This window comes from Methylobacterium sp. E-066 (genome assembly GCF_022829635.1).
GTDB lineage: Bacteria > Pseudomonadota > Alphaproteobacteria > Rhizobiales > Beijerinckiaceae > Methylobacterium.
This window is the reverse complement of record NZ_JAKSYO010000172.1, coordinates 80,680-105,510: the sequence shown is the minus strand read 5'-3', so window position 1 is coordinate 105,510 and position 24,831 is coordinate 80,680. Positions and strand designations below refer to the sequence as shown.

General features: G+C 69.2%; 25 protein-coding genes. 14 read left to right on the top strand and 11 right to left on the bottom strand.

The annotated features are described in order from the left end of the window. Nucleotides 1–400: 400 nt before the first annotated feature. Genes MKL20_RS24160 through MKL20_RS24140 form a run of 5 tightly spaced genes read left to right on the top strand, consistent with a single transcriptional unit; the run spans nt 401 to nt 4,663 of the window. Nucleotides 401–1,693 (top strand): MFS transporter, encoded by a 1,293-nt coding sequence (locus tag MKL20_RS24160; RefSeq protein ID WP_244038807.1) that lies wholly within the window; start codon nt 401–403, stop codon nt 1,691–1,693. Nucleotides 1,694–1,700: 7 nt separating this feature from the next. Continuing rightward, nucleotides 1,701–2,921, top strand: coding sequence for a CaiB/BaiF CoA transferase family protein (locus tag MKL20_RS24155; RefSeq protein WP_244038806.1), 1,221 nt, complete (start codon nt 1,701–1,703; stop codon nt 2,919–2,921). Nucleotides 2,922–2,938: 17 nt separating this feature from the next. Further along, nucleotides 2,939–3,754: an enoyl-CoA hydratase/isomerase family protein gene (locus MKL20_RS24150; protein WP_244038805.1), complete on the top strand. Its 816-nt coding sequence runs from the start codon at nt 2,939–2,941 to the stop codon at nt 3,752–3,754. 58 nt (nt 3,755–3,812) lie between these two features. Further along, nucleotides 3,813–4,028 carry a hypothetical protein gene (locus MKL20_RS24145; RefSeq protein WP_244038804.1) on the top strand — a complete coding sequence of 72 codons (216 nt, stop codon included), beginning with the start codon at nt 3,813–3,815 and terminating at the stop codon, nt 4,026–4,028. Then, on the top strand, nt 4,025–4,663 hold the full coding sequence (locus tag MKL20_RS24140; protein WP_313902750.1) for a PIN domain-containing protein: 639 nt from the start codon (nt 4,025–4,027) through the stop codon (nt 4,661–4,663). Before MKL20_RS24145 ends, MKL20_RS24140 begins: the two co-directional genes overlap by 4 nt. Before the next feature lie 23 nt (nt 4,664–4,686). On the opposite strand, the gene MKL20_RS24135 is transcribed toward MKL20_RS24140, so the two are convergent. Beyond that, nucleotides 4,687–5,154, bottom strand: a complete 468-nt coding sequence (locus tag MKL20_RS24135; RefSeq protein ID WP_244038802.1) for a YbaK/EbsC family protein — start codon at nt 5,152–5,154, stop codon at nt 4,687–4,689. A 283-nt stretch (nt 5,155–5,437) separates the two neighbouring features. Here MKL20_RS24135 and MKL20_RS24130 point away from each other — a divergent pair, with 283 nt between their 5' ends. Both MKL20_RS24130 and MKL20_RS33075 read left to right on the top strand, forming a co-directional pair. Further along, nucleotides 5,438–5,650, top strand: coding sequence for a hypothetical protein (locus MKL20_RS24130; RefSeq protein ID WP_244038801.1), 213 nt, complete (start codon nt 5,438–5,440; stop codon nt 5,648–5,650). Between the two features lie 59 nt (nt 5,651–5,709). Further along, nucleotides 5,710–5,841 carry a hypothetical protein gene (locus MKL20_RS33075; protein ID WP_279594953.1) on the top strand — a complete coding sequence of 44 codons (132 nt, stop codon included), beginning with the start codon at nt 5,710–5,712 and terminating at the stop codon, nt 5,839–5,841. Nucleotides 5,842–6,126: 285 nt separating this feature from the next. Here MKL20_RS33075 and MKL20_RS24125 read toward each other — a convergent pair whose 3' ends face one another. The 4 genes from MKL20_RS24125 to dctP form a co-directional block, all read right to left on the bottom strand. Next, on the bottom strand, nt 6,127–6,390 hold the full coding sequence (locus MKL20_RS24125) for a hypothetical protein (RefSeq protein ID WP_244038800.1): 264 nt from the start codon (nt 6,388–6,390) through the stop codon (nt 6,127–6,129). Nucleotides 6,391–6,465: 75 nt separating this feature from the next. Continuing rightward, complete coding sequence (locus MKL20_RS24120; protein WP_244038799.1) at nt 6,466–7,818, bottom strand: TRAP transporter large permease; 1,353 nt, start codon at nt 7,816–7,818, stop codon at nt 6,466–6,468. Then, the gene (locus tag MKL20_RS24115; RefSeq protein ID WP_244038798.1) at nt 7,818–8,507 is read right to left on the bottom strand and encodes a TRAP transporter small permease; all 690 of its coding nucleotides are present in this window, start codon (nt 8,505–8,507) and stop codon (nt 7,818–7,820) included. Before MKL20_RS24115 ends, MKL20_RS24120 begins: the two co-directional genes overlap by 1 nt. After that, nucleotides 8,504–9,526: a TRAP transporter substrate-binding protein DctP gene (dctP, locus tag MKL20_RS24110; RefSeq protein WP_244038797.1), complete on the bottom strand. Its 1,023-nt coding sequence runs from the start codon at nt 9,524–9,526 to the stop codon at nt 8,504–8,506. The genes MKL20_RS24115 and dctP overlap by 4 nt, the downstream gene beginning before the upstream one ends. Before the next feature lie 195 nt (nt 9,527–9,721). Here dctP and MKL20_RS24105 point away from each other — a divergent pair, with 195 nt between their 5' ends. Continuing rightward, entirely contained in the window at nt 9,722–10,372 is a 651-nt protein-coding gene (locus MKL20_RS24105; protein ID WP_244038796.1) for a GntR family transcriptional regulator, read from the top strand. Between the two features lie 114 nt (nt 10,373–10,486). Continuing rightward, nucleotides 10,487–11,428, top strand: coding sequence for a class I SAM-dependent methyltransferase (locus MKL20_RS24100; RefSeq protein ID WP_244038795.1), 942 nt, complete (start codon nt 10,487–10,489; stop codon nt 11,426–11,428). On the opposite strand, the gene MKL20_RS24095 is transcribed toward MKL20_RS24100, so the two are convergent. The 5 genes from MKL20_RS24095 to MKL20_RS24075 all read right to left on the bottom strand — a co-directional run bounded on the left by MKL20_RS24095 (nt 11,404) and on the right by MKL20_RS24075 (nt 17,613). Further along, entirely contained in the window at nt 11,404–12,084 is a 681-nt protein-coding gene (locus tag MKL20_RS24095; RefSeq protein WP_244038794.1) for a GntR family transcriptional regulator, read from the bottom strand. The genes MKL20_RS24100 and MKL20_RS24095 overlap by 25 nt on opposite strands. Before the next feature lie 60 nt (nt 12,085–12,144). Then, complete coding sequence (locus tag MKL20_RS24090; RefSeq protein WP_244038793.1) at nt 12,145–15,108, bottom strand: FAD-binding and (Fe-S)-binding domain-containing protein; 2,964 nt, start codon at nt 15,106–15,108, stop codon at nt 12,145–12,147. A 137-nt stretch (nt 15,109–15,245) separates the two neighbouring features. After that, nucleotides 15,246–15,980, bottom strand: coding sequence for an SDR family oxidoreductase (locus MKL20_RS24085; RefSeq protein WP_244038792.1), 735 nt, complete (start codon nt 15,978–15,980; stop codon nt 15,246–15,248). Between the two features lie 90 nt (nt 15,981–16,070). After that, nucleotides 16,071–16,838 carry an SDR family oxidoreductase gene (locus MKL20_RS24080; RefSeq protein WP_244038791.1) on the bottom strand — a complete coding sequence of 256 codons (768 nt, stop codon included), beginning with the start codon at nt 16,836–16,838 and terminating at the stop codon, nt 16,071–16,073. A 73-nt stretch (nt 16,839–16,911) separates the two neighbouring features. Next, nucleotides 16,912–17,613: a GntR family transcriptional regulator gene (locus MKL20_RS24075; RefSeq protein WP_244038790.1), complete on the bottom strand. Its 702-nt coding sequence runs from the start codon at nt 17,611–17,613 to the stop codon at nt 16,912–16,914. A gap of 119 nt (nt 17,614–17,732) precedes the next feature. Here MKL20_RS24075 and MKL20_RS24070 point away from each other — a divergent pair, with 119 nt between their 5' ends. From MKL20_RS24070 to MKL20_RS24050, 5 genes are read left to right on the top strand one after another with little or no spacing between them, the layout of a single operon-like run. After that, nucleotides 17,733–18,992 (top strand): ABC transporter substrate-binding protein, encoded by a 1,260-nt coding sequence (locus MKL20_RS24070; RefSeq protein WP_244038789.1) that lies wholly within the window; start codon nt 17,733–17,735, stop codon nt 18,990–18,992. A 7-nt stretch (nt 18,993–18,999) separates the two neighbouring features. Then, the gene (locus MKL20_RS24065; RefSeq protein ID WP_243962618.1) at nt 19,000–19,875 is read left to right on the top strand and encodes a branched-chain amino acid ABC transporter permease; all 876 of its coding nucleotides are present in this window, start codon (nt 19,000–19,002) and stop codon (nt 19,873–19,875) included. A gap of 14 nt (nt 19,876–19,889) precedes the next feature. Further along, nucleotides 19,890–22,448 (top strand): branched-chain amino acid ABC transporter ATP-binding protein/permease, encoded by a 2,559-nt coding sequence (locus tag MKL20_RS24060; RefSeq protein WP_244038788.1) that lies wholly within the window; start codon nt 19,890–19,892, stop codon nt 22,446–22,448. Beyond that, nucleotides 22,445–23,368, top strand: a complete 924-nt coding sequence (locus MKL20_RS24055) for a 3-hydroxyacyl-CoA dehydrogenase (protein ID WP_244038787.1) — start codon at nt 22,445–22,447, stop codon at nt 23,366–23,368. The genes MKL20_RS24060 and MKL20_RS24055 overlap by 4 nt, the downstream gene beginning before the upstream one ends. A 2-nt stretch (nt 23,369–23,370) precedes the next feature. After that, on the top strand, nt 23,371–24,300 hold the full coding sequence (locus tag MKL20_RS24050) for a 3-keto-5-aminohexanoate cleavage protein (RefSeq protein ID WP_244038786.1): 930 nt from the start codon (nt 23,371–23,373) through the stop codon (nt 24,298–24,300). Between the two features lie 208 nt (nt 24,301–24,508). Here the strand turns inward: MKL20_RS24050 and MKL20_RS24045 are convergent, their stop codons facing one another. Further along, the gene (locus tag MKL20_RS24045) at nt 24,509–24,823 is read right to left on the bottom strand and encodes a DUF167 domain-containing protein (RefSeq protein WP_244038785.1); all 315 of its coding nucleotides are present in this window, start codon (nt 24,821–24,823) and stop codon (nt 24,509–24,511) included. Nucleotides 24,824–24,831 lie beyond the last annotated feature (8 nt).

Below are 24,831 nucleotides of genomic sequence, written 5' to 3'. Positions count from 1 at the left end.
ATATCCCTTCGTCCACCTCATCCTGAGGCGACGGAGCGAAGCGGAGGCCTCGAAGGAGCCCTCCAGCCAGCCGCGCGATCCCTGGATGCCGCCTTCGAGGCCGCGAATGCTGCACCTCAGGATGAGGGGGTGATTGGGAGATCCACCGGTCTCGAACGGGGTCAGCACGACACGGCCGCTCCGAGCCGCACTCAAAGACGATTCACCTTCATCGAAACGGGACCCTCGTGGCTCCCGTTTCCCGTTCCCGCTAGCGATTGAATTCGTGCCGATCCCCTCGACGCACGGTTGCCTTCCGGTGCAAGAGGCGATTGAATAACGAATACCAAAGAGCGCCCGTCCTCGGGACGAGGCGCCCGGCGACCGCGGAACGCGGCGCCTTTGAGCGGAGGAACGGTCGATGCTGAAGCGCGTGAGCGCCACCCAGGGCGTGCTCGGCCTGCTCTGCGTGATGTATTTCATCACGTATCTCGACCGGGTGAACATCGCGACCGCCGGCGCCGAGATCATCCGCGAATTCGGCATGTCGAAGACCGATTTCGGTCTGATCCTCTCGGCCTTCGCCTACCCCTACGCGATCTTCCAGGTGATCGGCGGCTCGGTCGGCGACAAGTTCGGCGCGCGGCGCACGCTCCTCGTCTGCGGCATGATCTGGGCTTCGGCCACGATCCTGACCGGCCTGGTCGGCGGGCTGATCAGCCTGTTCCTGGCGCGGGTGCTGCTCGGCTTCGGCGAGGGCGCGACCTTCCCGACCGCGACCCGGGCGATGCAGAACTGGACGGCGCCGGGCCGGCGCGGCTTCGCCCAGGGCATCACCCACGCCTTCGCCCGGCTCGGCAACGCGGTAGCGCCGCCGATCGTGGCCTTCCTGATGTACCATTTCGGCTGGCGGACCAGCTTCGTGATCCTGGGCGGGATCAGCTTCATCTGGGTGGTGATCTGGTACCTGTATTTCCGCGACGACCCGTCCGACCACCCGACCATCACGGCCAAGGAGCTCGAAGCCCTGCCGCCGCCCAAGAAGGTCGGTGCCAAGCAGTCGGTGCCGTGGGGGCCGCTGACCCGACGCATGCTGCCGGTGACGGTGACGTATTTCTGCTACGGCTGGACCCTGTGGCTGTTCCTCGGCTGGCTGCCGAGCTTCTTCAAGGAGAATTACGGCCTCGACCTCAAGAACTCGGCCCTGTTCGCCTCGGGGGTCTTCTTCGCCGGCGTCGTCGGCGATACGGTCGGCGGCATGCTGAGCGACTCGATTCTCCATCGCACTGGCAACGTGAAGCTCGCCCGCCTGTCGGTGATCGTCGTCGGCTTCCTGGGTGCGGCCGCGAGCCTGGCCGGGGTGTTCCTCACCCGGGACCTCACCCTGGTGGCTTTGCTGCTCTCCTCCGGCTTCTTCTTCGCCGAGCTGGTGATCGGGCCGATCTGGTCGGTGCCGATGGACATCGCGCCGAAATATGCCGGCACCGCCAGCGGGTTGATGAATACCGGCTCGGCGATTGCGGCGATCGTCTCGCCGATCGTATTCGGACTGATCGTGGACCTGACCGGGAGCTGGACGCTGCCCTTCGTCGGCTCGGTCGGCCTGTGCCTGCTCGGCGCTGCGCTCGCCTTTACCATGCATCCCGAGCGCGAATTCGTGGACCCCGTCACCGGGCCGGTCGGCCCCGTGGCGACCGTGCCGGCCGGGGAGTAGCGCCGCGATGGCGGAACAGACGGGACGTTCCGGGCCGCTCGCCGGCATGCGGGTGATCGAGCTGGCGCATATCATGGCCGGTCCGGTCTGCGGGCTGATGCTCGCCGACATGGGCGCGGAGGTGATCAAGGTCGAGAAGATGGAGGGCGACGACACCCGTCGCACCGTCCCGCCAGCGCTGGAGGGCGAGAGCGCCGCCTACATGATGATGAACCGCGGCAAGCGCGGGCTCAGCCTCGACCTGAAGAACCCGGACGGCGTCGCGGTCCTGCGCCGCCTGCTGGCGAACGCCGACGCGCTCATCGAGAATTACCGCGGCGGCACCATGGAGCGCCTCGGCATCGGCTATGAGACCCTGCGGCAGGAGTTTCCGGCGCTGGTCTACTGCTCGCTCTCGGGCTTCGGCCGCACCGGGCCCTATGCCGACCGGGCCGGGTTCGATCTGGTCGCGCAAGGCATGAGCGGGCTGATGTCGGTGACCGGCGAGGGACCGGGCCGGCCGCCGATGAAGTGCGGGCCGCCGGTGACCGACATCACCGCCGGGATCCTGGCCGCCATGGGCGTGCTGGCAGCCTATACCCACCGCCTCCGGACCGGGCAGGGCCAGGCGGTCGACACCTCGCTGTTCGAGGCCGGGATCACCCACACCTACTGGCAATCGGCCATCGCCATGGCCACCGGGATCGCCCCGGGGCCGATGGGCTCGGCCCATCCGCTGAACGCGCCCTACGAGGCGTTCGAGACGGCGGATGGCTGGATCACCATCGGGGCGGCCAACCAGACCAATTGGCTGCGGATGCTCAAGGCGATCGACGCCGAGACGCTGGCCGAGGATCCGCGCTTCGCCCTCAACCGCGACCGCATGGCCAACCGCCACGACCTCGCCGCCACCCTGGCGCCGATTTTTCGCGGCGAGACCTCGGAGGTCTGGCTAGGCCGCCTGGAAGCCGGCGGCGTCCCGGCCGGCCCCGTGCTCGACGTCAACGCCATGCACCAGGACCCGCAGGCGCTCGCCCGCGAGATGGTGGTGGAGGTCGAGCACAGCCGGGTCGGCCGGATGAAGACGCTCGGCCTGCCGGTGAAGTTTTCGGACACGCCCGGCCGGGTCCATGGGCCAGCCCCGTTGCTCGGCGAGCATTCCCGGGCGATCCTGGCCGAGGCCGGCTACACCGCCTCCGAGATCGACGGCCTGATCGACCGGGGCGTGGTCCGCGAGACCGTGGCCTGAACCCCAGAGGACCTGCGATGAGTGCCACGCCCGCCGCCACCGACGAGCTGCTGTTCACCACGGACGAGGCCGGGATCGCCCGGATCGTCCTCAACCGGCCGCAGGCCCGCAACGCGCTCACCTTCGCGATGTACCAGGGCCTGATCACCTGCTGCGAGGCGATCGCCTCGAACCCGTCTGTGAAGGCGCTGATCATCACCGGCGCCGGCGACAAGGCCTTCGCGGCCGGCACCGACATCGCCCAGTTCCGCGCTTTCGAGACCGCCGAGGATGCGCTGGGCTACGAGCGCTTCATGGACAAGGTGCTGGGCACCCTGGAGCGGCTGCGGGTGCCGACCATCGCGGCGATCGCGGGCGCCTGCACGGGCGGGGGCGCGGCCATCGCGGCGGCCTGCGACCTGCGCATCGCGACCCGGGACGCGCGGTTCGGCTTCCCGATCGCCCGGACGCTCGGCAATTGCCTGAGCCAGGGCAATCTCAAGCGGCTCTCCGGGCTGATCGGCCCGGCGCGGGTCAAGGACATCATCTTCACGGCCCGCCTCCTCGGCGCCGAGGAGGCGCTGGCCATCGGCCTGGTCGGCGAGGTCGTGGATGACCGCGCGGCCCTGACCGAGCGGGTCGACGTCCTGGCCGAGCTGCTTGCCGGCCACGCCCCGCTCACCATGCAGGCCACCAAGGAGGGCCTGCGCCGCCTCGCCGAGGAAGACCCCACGGCCGACGGTGCCCCGCATCCCGGCGATGACCTGATCCTCCTCTGCTACATGAGCCAGGATTTTCGCGAGGGCATGGAGGCGTTTTTGGGCAAGCGCACGCCGGCCTGGAGCGGTCGTTGAACGCCTGACCACGCGGCGCTACATTCGCGCGGTACACGAGAGACACGACCCTTCGGCGATGGCGCTGTCTGATCTTCCCCGTACCCGACCGACCGAGACCGACGCGCAGACGCGTGCGCGGGAGGGCGCCGCGCGGGTTGAGACGGCGCGCCGGGACTTTGACAGCATGTCCGCCCGAATCGCCGCCGCCCGCCCGCTGGTACCCGCAAAGGACGACTTGAGCGATCTCGACCTGCTCGAGGCCGCAACCGCGCTCAGCACCGCGAAGAGGTGAGTGCAGGCCACGGGACTGGCGGCGGCGGCAGCCAGGTGCCGTCACGCACGGTGCTACGCCTCTGCCTCGATGTGAACGTCTGGGTCGCCTACCTTCTCGCCCTGCAGCGCGGCCGGACCGGCACCGCGCCGATGCGCTTGGTTGCGATGGTGCGGGACGGTGCGGCTGGCGAGATTCCCCTTCAACTGACGATCTCGCGTGAGATGCTCGGCACCCTCGAACGGGTGCTGAAGCGGCAGGGTCTTCCGGATCGCCTCGCCGAAGGATTTCCCCAGGTTGTCGACGGATTGATGCGCGTCGGACCTGAGAAACTGCATCCGGCCATGCTGACGGCAGGGCGGGATCAACTCGCCATGGGCGATCGCGAGGATGCCGGCGTGTTGGCCTTCTGCATCGCCGATCGCGTCGACCTGCTGGTCACCGACAACCTCGTCGATTTCGCGACCAACGATTCCGAGCGTCGCGACACGCAGCACGTCAGCCGTTCGAACGGCACGACTCGTCAGCTCTTCGCCCTGTTCCATGAGCGCGCCGACGGTGTATCGCTCGTGGTGGCGCACCCGATCGACGCCGTCCAATGGCTCACGACCGGGTTTCGCCCCACCGCCGCTGCCCTACGCCAGCGCTATTTTTGACAACCAGACCGGTCCGCCGCCGCTTACCCCGGCTCCTGGCAGACATCGACCCACGCGGCCCCGGTCAGCGCGGCCATGCGGTCCGGCGCGATGCGCACGGCGCTGTGGGTGCTGCCGGCGGCGGGGACGACCTCGTCGAAGGATTTGAGCGAGACGTCGCAATAGATCGGCAGCGGCACGATCAGGCCGAACGGGCAGACCCCGCCGACCGGGTGGCCGGTGATCGCCTCGACCTCGGCCAGATCGAGCATCCGGACCTTGCCGCCGAACACCGCCTTGGCCTTCTTGTTGTCGAGCCGGGCATCGCCCCGGGTGACCACCAGGGCGACCTGATCGCCGATGCGGATCGAGAGCGTCTTGGCGATCTGCGCCGGCGCGACCCCGTGGCCGGCGGCGGCCTCCGCGACGGTCGCGGTGCTGGTGGTCAGCTCGATCACCGCGATGTCGGGCGCCTTCTCGGCGAAGAACGCCCGGACCGTTTCAAGACTCATGCAAGGTGTCCTCCGAATAAAACAGGCCGCGGCGGCGACGGCCGGAAGATCAGGGACGCATCCCGGTGAAATCGATGCCTCGATCATAGATGATGGGCGCGGTGGCGCGAAAGTGGCCGTGGACGCCGCGCAGACGGTCCCGAGCCGATCTCCGGCGCCGCGCCACCAAGAGACTATCTTTTACCGCCGCCCGGGCGCAGGATCACCCGATCATCGGAAGAGCGGCCACAGGCTCCGGTGACTGAGGACGGCCTGTCCCCGCCTGTGATCGGCGGCCGAGTACATGGCAGAGCTCTTCGTTTTCCCGACCGTGTCGCCCAGCGCGGCGGCGACCTATCAGGCCTACCGGTTCTCATCGAACGGCAGCGTCCGCTCGACCGTCCCGGTGAACGCCCTGGACGACGACGCGGCCGAGCGCCACGCCGTCACCCTGCTCGACGGACACCGGATCGAACTCTGGGCGCGCGGGCGCTTCATCGCGCACGTCAAACCGTAGGCGATCGCCGCCCGGACCGCGCCGACACGTCACCCGCATCGAACCGAAGGATCGACAGCATGGCCACCGAGAAGCAACGCGGCAACCGCGAGACGAAGAAGCCGAAGAAGCCGGTGCCGAAGACGAACGCCGCGGCCCCGTCGCAGAAGAACACCGTCTCGGCGGCGGTGAAGAAGTCCGAGGGGCGTTGAGTTCGAGCGGAACCCATTGTCTGCACTGTCGCGCCCGCAGCGAGCCGTGGAGGTGCCACGTTCGGAGATCGCGCGCTGCGCTGGGTTGCTTCGCTGCGCTCGCAATGACGGTGTGAGTGGCCGCCGAACCGTCGGAAGTCCCGCCCACGCCCCCCATCCTGAGGTGCTGAGCCGCAGCCTCGACGGAGGGCTCCATCGATCAAGGCGGCTTCTGGAGAACTCCTTCGCGGCTTTCGCTTTGCGGAAGCTCTTCAGGATGCGGTTCGGGATGAGAGAGTCCGATCCTCACCCCTTCAGCGGCCGCGCCTGCAGAATCGCCGCGCGCACGAACGGCCGTTTCAACTGGGTGCCGACATTCGCCCGGCCGACGAATTCCTGAGCGCCGGGGTGGCTGCGCACCGCCTTCACGAGGTTGACCCGGTGGCCGCTGCGGAACCGGTAGGGCTCGGCCACGGCGCCGTCGAGGAACGCCTCGACGCTGGCGTCGATCTCGTCCTCGGCGATCACGTTCGCCGTGTGCAGCATCTGGATGGTCTGAAGGTCGGTCATGGCGGATAGATAGGGCGGCGGCGCCGGTTACGCAGCCAAGGTTACCGGCGCCGCCGTCCGTGGGGAAGTCCGGTGCTACCGCGTCGTCGCCAGCAGCAGGTCCGGCAGCCAGAGGGCGATGCCCGGCACCAGGCACAGGATCAGGATCGCCACCGCCATCAGCATCACGAAGGGCAGGGTGCCCCAGATGATGTCCGAGAGCGGGATGTCGGGGGCGATGTTCTTGATGACGAAGATGTTGAGCCCCACCGGCGGGTGGATCAAACCCATCTCCATGGTGATGGTCATCACCACGCCGAACCACACCAGATCGAAGCCCGCGGCTTTGAGCGGCGGCAGGATGATCGGCGCGGTCATCAGGATGATCGAGACCGGCGGCAGGAAGAAGCCGAGGACGATCACCAGCGCGAGGATCGTCACCAGCAGCACCCAGGGCGAGAGCTGCATCGCCACGATCGCGGCCGCGGACGATTGCGACAGGTGCAGGTAGCTCATCACGTAGGCGTAGAGCAGCGACATGCCGATGATCAGCATCAGCATGGTCGATTCGCGTAAGGTCGCGATCAGGATCGGGCTGACGTCCCGGAACCGCCAGACGCCGTAGATCGCGGCGATCAGGCCAAGCGCCAGCAGGCCGCCGAGGCCGGCCGTCTCCGAGGGCGTCGCGTAGCCGCCGTAGAGCGCCACCATCACGCCGGTGAGCAGGATCACGAAGGGCAGCACCCGCGGCAGCGTCGAGAAGCGCTGGGCCATGCTGTACTGCTCGTCGGCCAGGATCGGCGAGGTCGGCCCCCCGCCCTCCAGCACCGCCTTGGCGGCCGTGTATTCCGACCTGAACCGATACATCGACCAGGCCGCGAACAGCCCGACCAGCAGCAGCCCCGGCCCGATCCCGGCCAGGAACAGGCGTCCGAGGGACTGCTCGGAGGCGACCGCGTACAGGATCATGGTGATTGAGGGCGGCAGCAGGATCCCGAGCGTGCCGCCGGCCGCGATGATCCCGGCGGCGAAGCCCGGCGAGTAACCGCGCTTGCGCATCTCCGGGATGCCGGCCGAGCCGATCGCCGAGCAGGTCGCCGGGCTCGATCCCGCCATGGCGGCGAACAGCGCGCAGGCGAAGACGTTGGCGATGCCGAGCCCCCCGGGGATGCGGTGCATCCAGGCATGCATGGCCGAGTAGAGGTCCTGCCCCGCCCGGGACCGGCCGATCGCGGCGCCCTTCAGGATGAACAGCGGGATCGACAGCAGGGTGATCGAGGCCATCTCCTCGTAGACGTTCTGCGCCACCGTATCGAGGGAGGCACCCGGCATGAACACGACCATGAAGGCCAGGGCCACGGCGCCGAGCGCGAACGCGATGGGGATGCCCGACAGCATCGCCCCGAGGGTGGCCCCCGCGTAGAGGAAGCCGATCGCCGCCGTGCTCATCACTTCACCCTCGCGTCGACCGTGCGGCCCATCGGATCGGGCCCCTGGGGCGTGACCCCGGGCGCACCGTGCATGTCCGTGTTCACGTCGGCGCCGATGCCGATCTTCGGCTTGGCCCAGCCGGCAGCCCGCGGCCCGTAGAGCGCAGCCTCGGCGATCTGCAGCACGAACTGGAGGCACAGCAGGCTCATGCCGGCGGCCATCAGCGTGTAGGGGATCCAGAGCGGCGGCCCCCAGGTCGATTGCGAGGTCTGGCCGTCGATCCAGGCCTCGTGATCGAGGGTCCAGCTCTTCCAGGCGAAGAACGCGCAGAAGGCGAGGCTGACGATGTCGACGAACAGCAGCCGGATCCGGTTGATTGTGGGCGACAGCAAGCCGGTCAGCGCCTCGATCGCGACATGGCCGCGCTTGGCCTGCACCCCGGCGGCCGAGAAGAACGTCGCGCCGACGATCAGGAAGACCGCCATCTCGTCCTGCCAGTCGGTGGGCTCCTTCAGCAGGTAGCGGACCACGACGCTGTGGCTCAGCACCAGGCAGGCGCCGACCAGGCAGAGCCCGCCCAGCCCGAGGATGACGCGGTTGATGCCGCGCAGTGTCCGGTCGAACAGGCCGAGCAGGCCGGGGAGCCGGGGCTCCTCGGCGCCCTTCGGATCCGGGATCGCGGTGGCCGCGTCGAAGCCGTGGCTCACGCGACCTGCTCCGCCAGCTTCAGCAGTTCCGCGCAGCCGGCATTGCGGCCGGCATAATCCTTCCAGGCGGTCTCCCGGGCGAGTTCGCGCCACTGGCCGAGCGACTTCTCGTCGAGCTGCGAGACCTTGGCGCCGGCCTTGGAGAAAATCTGCTCGACGCGGGTGTCGTCCTCCTTGGCGCCGGTCTGGCCGAAGGCTTCGAGCTCGGCGCCCACCGCCATGATCAGGTCCTGCTGGTCCTTGGGCAGGCCCGAGAACACGGTCTTGGACATCATGATCGGCTCGAGCATGAACCAATAGGAGCGCTCGCGGCCGGAGGTCAGGGCCTTCGAGAGTTCCTCCAGCCGGAACGAGATCAGGCTGGTGGACGAGGTGATCACCGCGTCGCAGGCGCCGGTCTGCATCGCCGCGTAGGATTCGTTCGACGGGATCGAGAGCGTGGCGGCGCCGGCCTGCTTCATCATCAGGTCCATCTCGCGGGAGCCGCCGCGGACCTTCATGCCCTTGGCGTCGGACGGCGCGATCAGCGGCCGCTCGCGGCTGGCGACGCCGCCGGATTGCCAGACCCACGAGACCAGGACGATGCCCTTGGATTCCAGGATCTCGGTGAGCTTGCGGCCCACGGGGGCCGACTTCCACGCCACCGCCTGCGCGTAGGAGGTCACGAGCGCCGGCATCAGGCCGATGTTCAGCTCCGCCACCTCGCCGCCCGCGTAGGGGCTCGGGTAGAGCGACATGTCGAGCGCGCCCTTGCGCATGGCGCCGAACTGGGCGTTCGTCTTCATCAGCGAGGAGCCCGGATAGACCTGAACCTCCAGGGCGCCCTTGGAGCGCTCGCCCACCGCCTGGGCGAATTTCCGGCACATCCGATCGCGAAAGTCGCCCTCGTCGATCGTGCCGCCCGGGAACTGGTGCGACAGCTTCAGGATCGTGGCAGCCTGGGCCGCGCCGAGACCGAATCTCAGGATGGCGGGCGCCGCGAGGGCGGCCGCGACCAGCGTGCGACGTGTCGGCATCATCGATCTCTCCCGCACCGCCAATAAGAAGGCGGATCTATTTTGTGCATTGCAATATTAGCGATGCAATCCTTGTATGCACGAAAAACTGTCTTGTATATTTTGTCAACAGTCGAGCATATGTGAACGGCGTAAGCCGGACCGATCCTTCAAGAAGGCTGGCGACGCACCATCCGCCGAGGGGGAAGGACCGGAGGGATGAACCACGCCCAGCGCCTGCGGCAGCGGATCGAGGACGAGATCGTTTCGGGCGAACTCGCCCTCGGGGCGCGTCTCGACGAGAACCAGCTGGCCGAGCGCTTCGGGGTCTCGCGCACGCCGATCCGGGAGGCGCTGCTGCAACTGGCGGCCACCGGCCTGATCCAGACCAAGCCTCGGCGCGGCGCCATCGTCAGCGCGCCGGAGCCGCATCTGCTGCTGGCGATGTTCGAGACCATGGCGGAAATCGAGGCCGCCTGCGGCCGGCTCGCGGCGCGGCGGCTGGTTCCAGAGGATGCGGAGGCCCTGCAGGCGGCCCTGGCGGGCTGCCGGGCGGCGATCCTTACGGATGCCGAGAGCTACTACGCCGAAAACTACGTGTTCCACACGGTGGTCTATCGGGCGAGCCGCAACGCTTTTCTGGCTGAGCAGGCCCTGTCGCTGCACAGGCGGCTCGCGCCCTATCGCAGGTTGCAATTGCGCGCCCGTCAGCGGCTGCCGCAATCGCTGGCCGAGCACGAGGCCATCGTCGCCGCCATCGTCGCCGGCGATGAGGCCGGCGCCGCCGAGGCCCTGCGCAGCCACGTCATCGTCCAGGGCGACCGCTTCACCGACCTCGTGGCCGGCCTCCGGGCACCCAGCGCGGCCTGACGAAACGGAAAGCGCAGCTTAACCGCATTCCCGCGAGGATTGCGTAGGCCCGCGATCTGACTCGACTAGAAGTTGCGGCATCAGCATTGTCGTCGCGTGGAAGCGAGGACGGCCATGCTGAAGGACATCGTGAGAAACGCCGGGCGCCGCGCCGGAATCGACATCTTCCGGGCGAGTACCGAGCCGTTCCGCTGGAGCCATACGGTCCACGATTACCACCCGGTGGTGCCGTCCTCCCGCTGGACGCCCGGCAGCGCGCCGCACGGTCACCTCCGGTCGGTCCTCGCCCGCGAGACGACCGCCTACGCGGCGTTCCTCGATGCGCTGGAGGCGCGGGCCGACCTGCTCCACAGCGTCCCGCATCAATCCGGCGTCGTCGATCCGGTGACGCCGCACTGGAACAACACGTGGTTCACCGCGCTCGACGCCGCCGCGCTGATGACCATGCTCGCCTGGAAGCGGCCGGCCCGCTACCTCGAGATCGGGTCCGGCTCCTCGACCTGCTTTGCCCGCTATACGATCGATGCGCTGAAACTGCCGACCAAAATCACCTCGATCGACCCGATGCCCCGCCGGGAGATCGACGCGATCTGCGACTGGACGCTTCGCTCGCCCCTCGAAGGCTGCGACCTCAAGATCTTCGAAGAATTGCGCGCCGGGGACATCGTCTTCTTCGACGGATCGCACCGCTCCTTCGCCAATTCCGACGTGACGGTCTTTTTCTTCGAAGTGATGCCGCGGCTCGCACCGGGGGTGATCGTGCAGATCCACGACATCTTCATCCCGGACGACTACCCGGCCGCGTGGAACTGCCGGCTCTACAACGAGCAGTACCTGCTGGCCGCCATGCTGATGTGCGGCGCGCCGCCGTTCCGGGTGACGGTGCCGGTGATGTATCTCTGCCAGGATCCGGCGATGAGCGCCCGGGTCAAGGCCGTCTTCGCGGCACGCCGGCCGGGGCCCGACATCCCGTTCCTCTACCCGAACGATTCCGGCACGCCGGGCGCCTCGTTCTGGTTCGAGATGACGGCTCAGCCGGCTCCCGCGACCCCGTAATTGGCGGCGATCACGGTCTTTTTCCCGCGGATATGCGCGCGCATCAGGGTGGCGAGGGCGGCGCCGTCCCGGGCGCGCAGCAGCACGATCATCTGCTCGTGCTCCGACACGGCCCGGGCCCATTGGTCCGGGGTCTGGTGGGCCGAGTAGCGCGACCGCTGGATCCGGCCCGACAGGCTTTCGTAGATGTTGGCCAGGATGCCGTTGCGGCTCGCCGCCATGATGCCTTCGTGGATCCGGCGGTTGTGGCTGAAATACCCGGCCTCGTCGCCGCCCTTCCAGGCCGCGACCATCGCCCGGTGATCGACCTCGATCGCGTCGATCTCGGCCTCCGAGATCGTCCGGCAGGCGAGATCGCCGGCGGTGGCCTCGAGCCCGGCGATCACCTCCAGCATCTCCTCGAGTTCGACTTCGGAGATGCTGGCGACCCGCGCGCCGCGGTTCGGGAGCAGTTCGAGCAGGCCCTCGGTCGCCAGGATCTTGATCGCCTCGCGCAGCGGCGTGCGCGAGATCCCGAAGCGTTCGGTCAGCTCGCCCTCGTTGATGCGCGCCTTCGGCTCCATCTCGCCGGTGCGGATCAGTTCACGCATCCGGTCGGCCACCTCATCGTGGAGGTAACGACGGCTGATTCCGATGCCGGTGTCGATTTTGTTCATGAGCCGACGGTGCACGCGAGGTCGAAGCGACCTATCCTGCCTGTGTAGGTGCCCAACAATTCAGTGTCGAGGCGGGGGGCCCTGCACGAGCGCGTCATCAAGAACGCGGGCCACATGGTCCGCGCGGATGCCGAGGCCATCATGGATCTGGTGGCGGCAGCTGGTTCCGTCGGCCACCACGATGTCGTCGGGCCCGGCCGCCCGCAGGGCAGGGAACAGGGATAGCTCGGCCATGGCGAAGGAGGTTTCGATCGTCTCCGCCCCGTAGCCGAAGGCGCCGGCCATGCCGCAGCAGCTCGACTCGATGACCCGCACGTCGAGGCCCGGCACGCTCCGCAGCACCGTTTCCACCGAGCCCATCACGCCGAACGATTTCTGGTGACAATGCCCGTGCAGGTGCGCGACCCGGCCGCCCTGGTTCGCGAGCGGCAGCGCGATCCGACCCGATGCGAGGTCGGCGGCCAGCAATTCCTCGAACAGCAGCGATTGCTTGGCCAGCAGCACCGTGTCCTCGCCCGGCAGCAGCGCCGAGAACTCGTCGCGGAAGGTCAGCAGGCAGGACGGCTCCAGGCCGACCACCCGGGCGCCGGCCCGGACGAACGGTAGCAGCGTGTCGAGGGTCCGGCGTGCCTCGGCGCGGGCCCGGTCGGTCTGGCCCGAAGCCAGCCAGGTCCGGCCGCAGCAGAGCGGCCGCCGCCCGCGGGTCGGGTAGACCCGGTGGATGCGATAGCCCGCGGCCAGCAACACCCGCTCGGCGGCTTCCAGGTTCTCCCGCTCGAAGGCGCGGTTGAACGTGTCGCCGAACAGGATGACGTCGCGGAAGTCCCCGGTGACGTCTCCCGGATGGGCCGCCTCGCCCTGCTCGCTCCAGGGACGCCGCCAGCGCGGCAGCGAGCGCTTGGCCGAGAGCCCGACCATCCGCTCCGACAGGGCGGCCAGCGCCGGGAGCCGGTCGCGCAGGTTGAGGAGCGGGGCGAGCTTGGCGGCGATGCCGGCGTAGTGCGGCATCAGCCCAATGAGCCGGTCGCGCACGGGCAGGCCATGGCGGGCGTGGTAGTGATGCAGGAACTCGACCTTCATCTTGGCCATGTCGACGCCCGTGGGGCATTCCCGGCGGCAGGCCTTGCAGGAGACGCACAGGTCGAGGGTACGCTTCATCGCCTTGCTGGTGAAGGCGTCCGGCCCGAGCTGGCCCGAGATCGCGAGCCGCAAGGTGTTGGCGCGGCCGCGGGTGAGGTGTTCCTCCTCCCGGGTCGCCCGGTAGGACGGGCACATCGCGCCGCCGGCGAGCTTCCGGCAGGTGCCGTTGTTGTTGCACATCTCGACGGCCGAGCCGAAGCCGCCCCAATCCGACCAGTCGAGGGCGGGCTTGAGCGGCTCCGTCACCGCGTAATCGGGCTTGAACCGGAACAGGCTCCGGTCGTCCATGGTCAGCGGCCGGACGATCTTGCCGGGATTGAGCCGGTTCTCCGGGTCGAACGCGTCCTTCACGGTCTCGAAGGCGCGGGTCAGGACCGGGCCGAACAGCGGCGCGATGTATTCCGAGCGCGAGATGCCGTCGCCGTGCTCGCCGGAATAGGAGCCCTTGTAGCGGCGGACCAGCTCGGAGGTCTCCTCCGCGATGGCGCGCATCCGTTTCACGTCGCCGCCATCCTTCATGTCGAGGATCGGGCGGACGTGCAGGCAGCCGACGGAGGCGTGGGCGTACCAGGTGCCGCGGGTGCCGTGCTTGGTGAACACCTCGGTCACCGCATCGGTGTAGTCGGCCAGGTGCTCCAGCGGCACCGCGCAATCCTCGATGAACGAGACCGGCTTCGCGTCGCCCTTCATCGACATCATGATGTTGAGGCAGGCCTCGCGCACCTCCCAGACGGAGCGCTGCCGGGCCGGCTCCAGGATCTCGACGACGGCGCCGGGGAAGCCGTGATCGGCCATGCAGGCATCGAGGCGCTTCAGGTCGCGCTTCAGGGCGGGGAGGTCGTCGCCAGCGAATTCCGCCAGCAGCAGGCAGTTCGGCTTGCCGCGGGTGATGTCGGCGAGCGTCGCCCGGAACAGCGGGATGTCGGCGCCGAGCACCAGCACGTTGTTGTCGACCAGTTCCACAGCCACGGGATCGAGGGCGACGATGTGCTGCGTCGTTTCCATGGCGGCCCGGAACGACGGGAAATGGCAGACGCCCATCACCCGGTGCGCGGGCAGGCGCGACAGCTTGAGGGTTACCGAGGTGGTGGCGGCCAGGGTCCCCTCCGAGCCGACCAGAAGATGCGCAAGGTTCGGGCGCGACTCGACCAGGGCGTCGAGGTTGTAGCCGCCCACGCGGCGCTGCACCTTCGGGTAGCGGGCCGCGATCTCGTCGCGATGGAGGAGGGCGAGGGCGCGCATGCGCTCGGCCAGGGATTCGGCGTGCGCCGAGCCGGTGACCCCCGAGGCCGCGTTGCCGGTCAGGCCGAAGCCGAACGCCTCGCCGTCGGGCAGCAGCGCGTCCATCGCCAGGACGTTGTCGCTCATCTTGCCGTAGCGCAGCGAGCGGGCACCGCAGGAATTGTTGCCGGCCATGCCGCCGATGGTGCAGCGGGTCGCCGTCGAGGGTTCGACGGGGAAGAACCAGCCATCGGCCTTCACCCGGGTGTTCAGCCGCTCCAGCACGAGGCCGGGCTCGACCGTGATCGTGCCGCCCTCCGGGTCGTAGGCGCGAATGCCGTTGAAGTGGCGCGCGCAATCGACCACCAGCCCCGAGCCGATCGGCTGGCCGTTCTGCGAGGTGCCGCCGCCGCGCAGGATCACCGGCGCGCCGTGGTCGGCCGCGATCCGTAAGGTCGCGGCGATGTCCGCGGCCGAGCGCGGCAGGACCACGCCGGCCGGCATGATCTGGTAGATCGAGGCATCGGTGCTGTAGCGGCCGCGGGTGAACGCGTCGAACCGCGCTTCCCCCTGAAGCTGATCCGCGAGCTTGCGGGCCAATCCGCCATCGTGACGTGCCGCCGCGCGCGGCGACACCGCACTCCGAGCCTTGGCTTGCGTCACGGCCGATCCCTCCCGAGGGCGCGTCCCCGCCCATCGGAAGGATTGTATTCAAAATTCACGATCGGGAAAGCCGCGGTCGTGCCGCACCGGCGATGCGGACGATCAATCGACCCCGGCTTGCCCCATCGGGCCGACCGTCAGATCGTCATGCCACCGTCGATGGAATAGCTCTGGCCGGTCACGAACGCGGCCTCGTCGCTCGCCAGGAACACCACCAGCGGGGCGATTTCTTCGGCCTTCGCCAGCCGGCCCATGGGCTGGCGGGCGATGAAGGCCTTGCGGGCCTCCACGGGATCGTCGAACGCGTTGATCCGGTCGGCCAGCGACGGCGTGTCGACCGTGCCGGGGCAGACGCAATTGCAGCGGATTCCGCGGCCGACGTAATCCGCCGCCACCGACTTGGTCAGGCCGATCACTGCGGCCTTGGTCAGCCCGTAGACGAAGCGGTTCGGCAGGCCGCGCAGCGAACCGGCGACGCTCGCCATGTTGACGATGCTGCCGGCGCCGGCCTCCAGCATCCGGGGCAGGACCGCGCGGATCGTCCAGAACTGCGACCGGACGTTGAGGTTCACGGCGAAGTCGAAATCGGCGTCGCTGGCGTCGAGCACCGTGCCGGCGTGGACGTAGCCGGCGCAGTTGAACAGCACGTCGATCCGGTCGAGCCCGCCGGCCACAGCCTCGATCTGCGCCCGGTCCAGCACGTCGAGAGGCGCGGTGGTGACGTTCTCCACCCCGTCGAAGGTCCGGAGCGCCTCCGCCCGGACATCGGTGGCCAGTACCCGCGCGCCTTCACGCGCCATCGCCAGGACGCTCGCCCGGCCGATGCCCTGGCCGGCCGCCGTGACCAATGCTGTCTTGCCTGCGAGACGCATGCTCCGATCCTCCCCTTGGTGCGGTCGTCGTGCCGCTTCGGCTCCAGTCTGCCGCGATCCGGGCCGCGGCGTAAGCCAGGGCGCGGTGTTTCAGGACAGCATCCGGGTATCGCCGTCGATGGAGATCGCTTGCCCCGAGATGGTCCGGCCCCGGGGCGAGCAGAGCAAGAGGATCTGATCGGCCAGCTGGCGGGCGGTGACGTAGTCCTTCACCGACACGAACGAGAAGGCGCGGGCCTCCATCTCGGCGAAGCTCGTGCCCTGCTGCTGCGCCTTGGCCTCCAGGACCCGGCGCTGCCGGTCGCCGGCGACCAGACCGGGCAGGATCGCGTTCACCCGGATGCCGGCCTCGCCCAGCTCGATCGCCAGGGACTTCGTGAAGCCGATCACGCCCCATTTCGCCGCCGCGTAGGGGCTGCGCAGGCCGAAGCCGAACTTGCCGGCCGCCGAGGACAGGTTGACGATAGAGCCGTTGCTGCTCGCGCGCAGGTGCGGCGCCGCGAGCCGGGCGCAGTTGAACTGGCTGGTCAGGCAGACCGTCAGGCAGCGGTCCCATTCCTCCGGGGCGATCTCCTCGACCCGCCCGGTCGGCCCGGCGATGCCGGCATTGTTGACCAGCACGTCGAGGCCGCCGAGGTGATCGACGGCCTGATCCATCATGGCGGCGACCTGCTCGCGGTCGGCGACGTCGGTCCGGCTGCGCCCGACCTCGCCAGGAAGAGCCGCGAGCGCCGCCTCGTCGATGTCGCAAGCGAAGACCCGCGCCCCTTCCTCCAGGAAGGCGTCGACGATGCCGCGTCCAATTCCGGCGGCGCCTGCGGTCACGAGCACGCGCAGTCCGGCGATTCCGAGATCCATATTTTTTCTTCCTCTCTCAAGGCATCGTCCCGGAAGGCGGCAGCGGGCCTCCCGGAACGAGGCGCACGAAAAGCTACGCGTCCCGCAGACCCCCGCGGGACAGGATGAAATCCGCCGCCTCGCGGATGTCGGCGGCCAGAGCGGCGGCTGCAGCGGGCCCGTCCCGGGCCTCGATCGCGACGAGCGTCTCGGCGTGCCGCCGCAGCGCGAAGCCCTGGAGCAGCCGCTCGGGATGGGCGCGCAGGTCGAGGTTGATCACCGGCCCCGCCTTCAGCCACAGCCGGGCGATGACCTCTTGGAGCGGCGTCAGCCCGCAGGCGGCGTAGATCGCGAAATGCAGGTCGCGGTTGAGCCGGACCGCCCGGGTGCAATCAGGCTCCGCAGACTCGGCCTCGGCCCGGAACGCCGCCTCGGCCCGGCGGATCGCGGTGAGCTCCGCCTCGCTCCGATGCTCGGCGGTCCGGGCGGCGGCGATGCCTTCGATCGCCATGCGGGTCTCGGCCAAAGCCCGGAAGTCCCGCGCGGTCATGACCGGCACCCGAATCGCGCGGGTCGGCGCGACTTCGAGGACGCCGTCGGCCACGAGGCGGCTCACCGCTTCGCGCACCGGCATCACCGAGACGCCGAGCGCCGCCGCGCTCTGGCGCAGGGACAGCCGGTCGCCGGGCGTCAGCCGCCCGGAGGCGAGCAGATCCGCCAGGGCCTCGTAGGCGGTGTCGGCGAGGGTGCGCCGCTCCAACTGGGGCAATTCGGCCAGAGCCAATCTAGAACTCATGTGCCGACACTAGACGCATGTGGCACTATCGCGCTAGTGATCTGTGATCACAGTTCGGGTGAGGGCCACCAGAGCCCGTCAAAAATGCCCGGCTGGAGGAAACGCACGGGAGCGGAACGATGACGGACCGGTTCGGGGATTCTCTCTCTCGCCGCGGCCTGTTGCAGGTCGGTGGCGCGGCGCTCATCGCACCGGCGTTGGCAAGCCCGGCCCTGTCCCAGGGGCAGTCCGACGTGATCCGGATCGGCCACCTGACCCCGCGCACCGGCTTCCTCGGCCCTCTGGGCGAGTTCGCCGTCCAGGCCGCCCAGCTCGCCGTCGAGGAGATCAATGCCGGCGGCGGCATCGCCGGCCGCAAGGTCGAGCTGTTGTCGGAGGACAGCGTCAATCCGCAGACCGCCTCGGCCAAGGCCGAGCGCATGGTCCAGCGCGACCGCGTCGCCTGCCTGGTCGGCGAGATCAACTCGGCCTCGGCGCTGGCGATCAGCCAGGTGGCGCAGCGCGAGAAGGTGCTGTTCATCAACACCGGCGCCAACTCCGACGCGCTGCGGGGCGCCGATTGCAAGCGCTACCTGTTCCACGTCGAAGCGCAGAACACCATGATGGTGCGCGCCGCCGGGCGCGCTCTGGTCGAGAAGGGGCTGATCAAGGGCAAGAAGGTCTACGCGCTCACCGCCGACTACGCCTTCGGCCACGACCTGCTGAAGCAGGCGAAAAAATTCTTCGTCGCCAACGAGGCGACCATCGCGGGCGAGGACCTGATCCCCACCGAGCTCACCGACTTCTCGCCCTTCCTGCTCAAGCTGCGCCAAGGTCGGCCGGATCTGGTGATCTGCAACCTCGCGGGCGCCCAGATCACCAACTTCCTCAAGCAGTACAGCGAGTTCGGGCTGCCGTTCCCGGTCGCCGGCTTCGGGTTCGACACGGCGCTGGCCTGGGGCGCCGGCCCCGGCAACTTCCTCGGCACCTGGCCGGTGATCTGGCACCACCGGATCGACTCGCCCTCGGCCCAAAAATTTGTGGCGGCGTTCCGGGCGAAGTACAAGAAGCCGCCGGAGAACCAGGGCTGGGGCGACTACACGGCGATGAAGATCGTCGCCCAATCCATGAACGAGCTGAAGTCCACCGACTCCACCAAGATCGTCGAGCACCTGGAGAAGGGCGCGACCTTCGACATCGCCAAGACCCGGGAGGGCTATTTCCGTCCCTGGGACCACGAGCTGATGCAGGAGATGTACGCGATCACCGCGCTGCCGGCGGATCAGGTCAAGAATCCCTACGACATCTTCACGGCCACCGGGCCGCTGCCCGGTGCCGGCGAGAACCTCGAGGTGCTCGCGACCACCCGCGACGAGAACGCCTGCACCTTCCCGGCGTGAGGCGGCCATGCAGCTCGTCTTCATCCTGGAGCAGGTGCTCAACGGCCTGCTGATCGGCGTCCAGTACTTGCTGATCGCGCTGGGCCTGTCGCTGATCTTCAGCCTCGGCGGGATCGTGAATCTCGCCCACGGCGCGTTCTACGCCATCGGCGCCTACCTGACGGTGGTGCTGACCCCGACGATCGGCTTCGGCGGCGCGCTGGTCGCCTCGCCGTTGCTGGTGGGGGTGCTCGGCCTCGTGATCGAACGGTTCCTGCTCCGGCGGTTCTACCGGGGCGATCCCACCCTCGGCCTGCTCCTGACCTTCGGCCTCGCGATGGTCGCCGAGCAGGCCCTGCGCATGGCTTTCGGGGCGGCGCCTTTGCCCTACGGGATCCCGAGCTGGCTGCGCGGCCAGGTCTTCATCGGCGACTTGATCTACTCGCGCTACCGGCTGTCCATCCTTGTGGTTGCGCTCGCCTGCGTCGGCGGCCTGTGGCTGCTCCTGACCCGCACCAGCTTCGGCCGCGTGGTCCGGGCCGGGGTCCAGGACCCCGACATGGTCGCCGCGCTGGGCATCTCGCTGCGGCCCTACATGACCGCGGTCGTGACGATCGCGGTCGGGCTCGCGGCGCTCGCCGGCACCATGATGGCACCGGTCACCGGCGTGCACCCCGCCATGGGCGCCGAGATCCTGACCTTCGCCTTCGTGGTGGTGGTGATCGGCGGTCTCGGCTCCTTCTGGGGCGTCGTCCTCGCGGCGCTGATCGTCGGCGTCGTCCGGGGGCTCACCGCCTACGCCTACCCGCCGGCCACGGAGGCCGCCGTCTACGGCCTCATGGTGCTCGTCCTGCTGCTGCGCCCGCGCGGCCTGTTCGGCGAGCAGATCGCCCGATTCGAGTGAGCGGGAGCAGCCCCATGTCCGGAACCGCCGAACCGCTGCCGCTCGCCATCCCTCAGCGCGGCCTGATCCTGCGCGAGAGCCGCCAGCTCTGGGCGGCGCTCGCCGCCCTGATCGTCCTGCCCTTCGCCCTCGACGCGATCGGCCTGACCCTGATCACCGCCACCGATGTAGTGATCTTCACCCTCGCCGTGCTCGGCCTCAACATCCTGGTCGGCTGGACCGGCCTCGTCTCCTTCGGCCACGGAGCGTGGTTCGGGATCGGCGCCTACGCGGTGGCGATCCTCCAGACCCGCCTGGCCCCCGGCGACATGGCCCTGCCGCTGTTCGGCGCGCTGGCGATCACCGGCCTTGCGGCGCTCGCCGGCGGCGCGCTGATTTTGCGGCGGCGGGGCGTCTACTTCTCGCTGCTGACGCTCGCTTTCACCGCGATGCTTTACGCCATCGCGTTCCGTTGGACCGACCTCACCGGCGGCGAGAACGGCATCGGCAACCTGCACCGCTGGGAGGTGCTACAGCAGCCCGGCGCCTATTACGCGGCGGTCTCCAGCATCGCCTTCGTGGTTCTGGTGGGGCTCTGGCGGTTCCGCCGCTCGCCCATGGGGACGGTGCTGGTCGCGATCCGCGAGAACGAGCAGCGCGCCGGCTTCCTCGGCTACGCCACCAACCGCTACAAGCTCGCCGCCTTCGTGATCTCGGCCTCGATCACCGGGCTCGCCGGGGCGCTCTCGGCCTACAGCCACCGCTTCACCTCGGCCGACCCGATCTCCATCGCGTTCTCGGGCGAGCTGCTCGCCATGGTGGTGATCGGCGGGATGCGCTCGTTCCTCGGGCCGGCGCTCGGCGCCCTGTTCTACATCCTGTTCCGGGAGTTCCTGTCGATCTACACCGCCGACTGGCTGCTGTATTTCGGGCTGCTGTTCGTCGGCTTCATCGTGTTCTCGCCGGACGGGCTCGTGGGCATCGCAGCGCAGCTGATGCGGCCGTTCCGCCGCGTGCCAAGCGAGGGCGCCGCCATGTCCGCCCGCCGGGCCGGCGCCTCGGGCCGGGTGCCCGCCCGGTTCATCGCCGAGGGGCGGACCCACGGGCCGGTCCTGATCGCCGAGGACATCCGGAAGAGCTTCGGGCCGGTGGCGGCGGTGCGCGGCGTGTCCTTCGCGGTGGCCGACCGGACGCTGCACGCGCTGATCGGACCGAACGGCGCCGGCAAGACCACGGCGTTCAACCTGCTCTCCGGGATGTTCCGGCCGAATGCCGGCCGAATCCTCCTCGACGGGCGCGAGATCGCCGGGCTCGAGCCGCACGCGATCACCCGGGCCGGGCTCGGCCGGTCGTTCCAGATCACCAACCTGTTTCCCGGCCTGTCCGTGGAGGAGAACATCCGGCTCGCGGTCCAGGCGCGCCATCCGGCCCATATGAGCCCCTGGCGCGACGCCCTCGGCGTCCGGGAGATCGCCGACGACACGGCCGAGTTGCTGCGCTGGACAGGCCTCGGCGGGATCGAGAAGGCGGAGGCCGGCAGCCTCTCCTATGGCGGCCAGCGGCTCCTCGACATGGGGCTGGCTCTGGCGACGCGGCCCCGGGTGCTGCTGCTGGACGAGCCCCTGGCCGGCCTCGCCGCCGCCGAGCGCGAGCGCGTCGGCGACTTGATCAAGGCGCTCTCGGCCGACATCCCGGTGCTGCTGGTGGAGCACGACATCGACCGGGTGTTCCGCCTCGCCGACCGGGTCACCGTGATGGCCGACGGTGCCGTGCTGGTCGACGGCTCCGTGGCCGATGCCCGGGACGACGAACGCGTCCAGGCGGTCTATCTCGGCTCGGGCACGGAGGCGATCGCCGCCAAGCCCCGGGCGAGTGCGGCGGCGCCCGAGACGCTGCTCTCCATGGCCGGCGTCGATACCTTCTACGGCAAGTCGCACATCCTCAACGGCGTCGATCTCACCGTGCATAAGGGCGAGGTGGTGGCGCTGCTCGGCCGCAATGGCGCCGGCAAGTCGACCCTGCTGAAGACGCTGATCGGCACCGCGCCGCCAGCCGCAGGCCGGATCGTGCTGGCCGGCCACGACATTGCCGGGCTGACGCCCGACCGGATCGCCCGGCTCGGCATCGGCTACGTGCCGCAGGGCCGGGCTCTGTTCTCCGGGATGAGCGTCGCCGAGAATCTCGGCCTCGGCCGGCTGCGGCGGCTCACCGGCGCCGGCATCCACTGGGACGAGGACAAGGTCCTGGAGTTCTTCCCGCGGCTGAAGCAGCGCTGGAGCGTCGATGCGGCGCGCCTGTCGGGGGGCGAGCAGCAGATGGTCGCGGTGGCCCGGGCGCTGTCCGGCGATACGCGGCTCCTGCTCCTCGACGAGCCGTTCGAGGGCCTGTCGCCGGCCGTGACCGAGGAACTGTTCGAGGCGTTCGACCGTCTGCGCCGGGAGATCGCGATCATCTTGGTCGACCACCACCTCGACCTCGCGCTGGCGCTCTCGGACCGGACCGTCGCGCTGGAGCGCGGCAGCGTCCAATGGACCGGCGAGTCGCGCCTGCTGCGCGAGGATCAGGAGCTGCGGCGAAAGGTTTTGTGGCTATGACCGACAGCGTCGCGATCATCGGCTCCGGCCTGATCGGCCGGGCCTGGGCGATGATTTTTGCCCGCGCGAGCTGGGACGTGCGCCTGTTCGACGCCGCCGACGGCGTCGCCGAGGCCGCGATCCCGCTCTGTGCCGAGGGCCTGCGGACGCTCGCCGAGCACGGGCTCTGCCGCGATCCGGAAGGGGCCGCGGGCCGCATCCGGGCTCCGGAAGGCCTTGCCGCCTGCCTCGACGGCGTCGGCTTCGTCCAGGAGAACGGGCCGGAACGGCTCGACGTGAAGCAGGCCCTGTTCGCCGAGCTCGATGCGCTGGCGCCGCCGGAGGCGATCATCGCCTCGTCGTCCTCGGCGATCCGCTGCTCGCTGTTCACGGAAGGCCTGCCCGGACGCGGGCGCTGCCTGATCGGCCATCCGGTTAACCCGCCGCACCTGATCCCGCTTGTGGAGATCTCCGGTGCGCCGTGGACGGACGCGGCGGTCCTGGACCGCGCCCGGCTGATCTACGAAGCCATCGGCCAGGTGCCGATCACCGTCCTCAAGGAAATCGAGGGCTTCATCCTCAACCGGCTCCAGGGGGCGCTGCTGGCCGAAGCGTTCCGCTTGGCATCCGAGGGCTACGTGACCCCGCAGGATCTCGACAGGACCGTCGCGGACGGGCTCGGCCTGCGCTGGAGCTTCATGGGGCCGTTCGAGACGATCGAGCTGAACGCCCCCGGCGGCATCGCCGATTACTGCGCGCGCTACACCGGCTTCTACAAGTGCCTCGCGGCCGATCCGGCCCCACCCGCTGTCTACGAGGCTCCGGCGACCGAAGCGATCCTGGCGCAATGGCGGGCGCCCGCGGATCTCCCCGCCCGCATGCGCCGCCGGGATGCCCGGCTCGCTTCCCTGCGGGCCCACAAGCTTTCACAGAAGGACTGAGCATGGCCCCCCAGCGGAAAGTCATCATCACCTGCGCCGTCACCGGCGCGATCCACACGCCGAGTATGTCGCCGCATCTGCCGGTGACGCCGGAAGAGATCGCCGACGCCGCCATCGGCGCTGCCGAAGCCGGGGCGGCGATCGTCCACTTGCACGCCCGCGACCCCGAGACTGGGCAGCCCGACCAGACGCCCGAGGCGTTCGCCAAGTTCCTCCCGGTGATCAAGCAGCGCTCGGGCTGCGTGGTGAACCTCACCACCGGCGGCGCGCCGACCATGTCGATCGAGGAGCGCGTGCGCCCGGCTGCCACGTTTCAGCCGGAGGTCGCCTCGCTCAACCTCGGCTCGATGAATTTCGGCCTGTTCGGCATGCTCGACCGCTTCAAGGACCTGAAGCACCAATGGGAGCGCGACTATCTCGGCAACAAGGACATCATTTTCCGCAACTCGTTCGGCCAGATCGAGCATATCCTCACCACCTGCTCGCCGAATGGCACCAAGTTCGAGTTCGAGTGCTACGACACCGCCCACCTCTACAATCTCAAATACTTCTTCGACCGCGGGCTGGTGAAGGCGCCGCTGTTCATCCAAACGGTGTTCGGCCTTCAGGGCGGCATCGGCGCCCATCCGGACGACGTGATGCACATGAAGCGCACCGCCGACCGGCTGTTCGGCGATCAGTACCACTGGTCGGTGCTGGGGGCCGGCCGCAACCAGATGAACATCGCCGCCATGGCCGCCGCGATGGGCGGCAACGTCCGCGTCGGCCTGGAGGACAGCCTGTGGGACGGCCCCGGCAAGCTCGCCGAGACCAACGCCACGCAGGTCCGCCGCGTCCGCTCGATCATCGAGGGGCTGGGCCTTGCGGTCGCCTCACCCGATGAGGCGCGGGAGATGCTGGCGCTGAAGGGCGGGGACAAGGTCGCGTTCTGAGGGAACGGGCCGCCGCTTCGAGGGCTCTCGCGTGCCGGCGGCCCTTTCGCCCTGTGTCGTCATTGCGAGCGCAGCGAAGCAACCTAGGGAAACACCACATTCGGAGATCGCGCGCCGCACTGGGTTGCTTCGCTACGCTCGCAATGACGGTGGCGGCCGAGGGCGTTCCTGGCCTGGACATGGAAGAGGCGCCTGTTCCGTCAGGCGCCTATCCCGGCACGCCAAAGACTTTGGCGAGGGCCTCATCGCCCACGCCGGTGATCTCCAGGCGCTTCACCCGGCCCTGATGGCCGGCAACGATCTGGACGGCGCCGGCCGCGATCCTGAGAGAGCCGGCGATCAACCGCTCGAGCGCCGTGTTGGCGGCGCCGTCGACGGGCGGGGCGGCCACCCGGACCTTGAGACACGGAGCGCCGTCCGCATCGCGAATCCAGCCTTCCACGGCGTCGCGTCCGCCGCGCGGGGTTAGCCGGACGGTCAGCCGCAGCGGTTTGACCGCCGTCTCCGACGGAGCTCGTGCCACCGGTCGCG